The 2,980-nt window shown below is 59.7% G+C and carries 3 protein-coding genes; 2 read left to right on the forward strand and 1 reads right to left on the reverse strand.

The window, feature by feature from the left end; translation table 11 throughout:
* Both ACOYIE_RS10190 and ACOYIE_RS10195 read left to right on the forward strand, forming a co-directional pair.
* Positions 1–983 (forward strand): YifB family Mg chelatase-like AAA ATPase (locus tag ACOYIE_RS10190; RefSeq protein WP_433412873.1); only part of this gene is annotated, 983 nt, incomplete at its 5' end.
* A gap of 120 nt (positions 984–1,103) precedes the next feature.
* A complete protein-coding gene (locus ACOYIE_RS10195; protein ID WP_433412875.1) occupies positions 1,104–2,300 on the forward strand; it encodes a M15 family metallopeptidase in 1,197 nt (398 codons plus the stop codon).
* Between the two features lie 51 nt (positions 2,301–2,351).
* Here ACOYIE_RS10195 and ACOYIE_RS10200 read toward each other — a convergent pair.
* Positions 2,352–2,980: MATE family efflux transporter (locus ACOYIE_RS10200; RefSeq protein ID WP_433412877.1), on the reverse strand; the 629-nt coding region annotated here is incomplete at its 5' end.

A 2,980-nucleotide genomic window follows, 5' to 3' on the forward strand; every position in this document is an offset into this window, starting at 1 on the left:
CGGTATCCGATTGCGCACAGTTGGATTTTCAGCACGTTTTAGGGCAGCACGCCGTCAAACGGGCGCTGGAAATCGCAGCGGCCGGAGGGCACAACATTCTGTTGTCCGGCCCGCCCGGTTCCGGAAAAAGCATGATGGCCAAACGGTTCCCAACCATTCTTCCCCCGCTCTCTGACAAGGAGCGGCTCGAAGTCATCCGCGTATGGTCCACCATTGGCAAGGGACAGCAGGCCGCCGCCCGCGCCGAACGACCCTTCCGTGCGCCGCACCACAACTCTTCCGCCAATGCAATTGCCGGCGGAACGGGAACGGCAGGCCGTCTGCCCACGCCGGGCGAAATCACGCTGGCGCACTGCGGCGTATTATTTCTGGACGAGCTTCCCGAATTTCACCGCGACGTACTGGAAACGCTGCGCCAGCCGCTGGAAGACGGCCGCGTCACCATTTCCCGCGTAGCAGGCCAGGTCACCTATCCCGCTGCCTTCCAGCTCATCGCTGCCATGAACCCCTGCAAATGCGGCTGGTACGGCACCAGCCGCTGCACCTGTTCCCAAACATCGGTGCAGCAATATCTCAGGCGCTTGTCCGGACCTCTGCTTGACCGCATCGACCTGCAGGTTGCCGTGCAGCCGGTGGAATACGCTGCCCTGGCGTCCCGCGGCAAAACGCACGAGGAAAGCTCGGCCGATATCCGCGCCCGCGTCACCGCTGTGCGCGCGCTGCAATACGCCCGACAGGGCGAGGCCGTCTGCAACGCACAGATTCCGGCCTCTCTGCTGGCTGAAATGTGTCCGCTCTCCGAACAGGCTTCCGCCATGTTTGCCGCTGCGTTTGAGCGTCTTGGTCTGACCGCCCGTGCGCACGACAGGGTGCTCCGCACCGCGCGCACCATTGCCGACCTTGCCGGCAGCGAGACAATCGAAGTCGAGCATCTGGCCGAGGCACTGCAATACCGTTCGATTGACCGCGCAGCCGGCGGCTGACCGCTGCATTTTCTTTATGCTGAAAAAACCGCCCAAGAGGCAGTTTTCATTCTATTTTCTACTGTTCATTCCGTTTTCACCAGCAATCAGACATCCCGATTCCCGAAGGAGGATTTTCCCATGTCCCATCCCATTCTGCGCGGCGCCGGCACAATTGCGCTGCTGGCCGCCATGCTTACCCCGAACGCCAATGCACTTTCCGGCATTTCCGTTTGGGCGCAGTCCGATGTGGCAGCCGCCGAGGCCGCAGGACTTGCGCCCAGCGCACTTACCGATCTGTCTGCAAAGGAGCATATCACGCGCGCCGAATTTTGCGGCATCGCGCTGAACACTTACCGCGCCGTCAGCGGCAAGGCGGTTTTTGTTTCCGGCAAAAAGCCATTCCGAGACTGCGACGACCCCAACGTTGCCGCCGCTTATGAACTGGGGCTGATTAACGGCCGCGGCGATGCAATCTTTGATCCCGATGCGACAATCGAGCGGCAGGACCTGTGCGTTATGCTGTATCATGTGCTGGAAGCGTCCGACCTGGCCGCGCCCCCCATCGCAGGCGAGACCGCCATAGAGGGTTATCCCGATGCGGACAGTATCAAGGGCTATGCCTCGCAGGCTGTTACCACCATGGCTGATTACGCCATTATCAACGGCATTTCCTCCTCCGAAGGTGATACGCAGCTTGCACCTGACGGCACAGCAACCCGCGAACAGGCGCTGATCATGGCAAACCGCTTCTGCGCCGCGTTCAAACCCGAAAAGCATCCGCCCCACCCAGCACCCGACGACGCAAGCGGCATGGATGCGGACGCTCTGCCGCAAACCGAAGCGGAAAAAATGGCGTTTGTTTACGGCGAGGGCGGCGAGAAATACCAGACTGCCGAGGAGGCCGAGGCCAACATGGTGGAAATCGCCGTACCCGTCTGGCGGCTCCAGAAGGACGGCAGCAAAACCTCCGATACCGCTTATATGATCGTCAATCAGAGCCTTGCATCCGTATATCAGGCCGTGTTTGAGGAAATCTACAACGGCGACGAGCAGTTCCCCATCAAAAATGTCGGCTGCTACGCCTGGCGCACGGGCGAGCATTCGCAGGGCACGGCTGTCGATATCAACTGGGAAGAGAACATGGAGGCCACCATCAACGCGGATGGCAGTCTGACGCCGACCTGCGGTACGCACTGGCTGCCCTATGACGATCCCTACTCCATTCCCGAAGGCGGCGATGTGTACAACGCATTCACCAAATACGGTTTCTCCTGGGGCGGCAACGCCTGGCGCAGCAAGCGCGATTACATGCATTTCAGCTATTTTGGCCGCTGATTCGCTGCGGCAACCAAAACAGCCCGCCGGACGTATCCGGCGGGCTGTTTTTCATTTTTCCAAAGGCGGCAGCAGCCGTTTCCGGCAGAGCAAATAGTATCCGATGCCGATCAGGTCGGCCAGCAGCCAGCCAATGGGAACAGAGACCCATATGCCGGTCACGCCGATCGCCGGTACTGCGCTCAGCGTATATGCCAGCGCAACCCGCGTGCCCAGCGACGCCACCGTCAGCACCACCGACATGCCCGGCCGGCCGACAGCACGGTAAAAACCGTACAGTAAAAACAATAGTCCGATGCCAAAATAAAACGAAGCTTCGATCCGCAGGTACTGCACGCCGACCGAAATAATTTCCAGGTCTGCCGCATCAATAAACAGTCCCATCAGCGGCGCTGCAAACACGCACACCAGCAGGCTGACTGCCACACAAAACACCAGCGCCGCCGCTGCTGCGGAACGGATTCCTCTGCCAATGCGCTCTGTCTTCCCCGCTCCATAATTTTGCGCAACAAAGGTGGAAAACGCATTGCCGAAATCCTGTACCGGCATATATGCAAACGAATCAATTTTCACCGCCGCCGCAAACGCCGCCATCACCGCCGTACCAAAGCTGTTGACCAAGCCCTGCACCATCAAAATGCCAAAATTCATGATCGACTGCTGTGCGCAGGTCAGGAAGG

Source organism: Agathobaculum sp. (genome assembly GCF_050946325.1).
Taxonomy (GTDB): domain Bacteria; phylum Bacillota; class Clostridia; order Oscillospirales; family Butyricicoccaceae; genus Agathobaculum.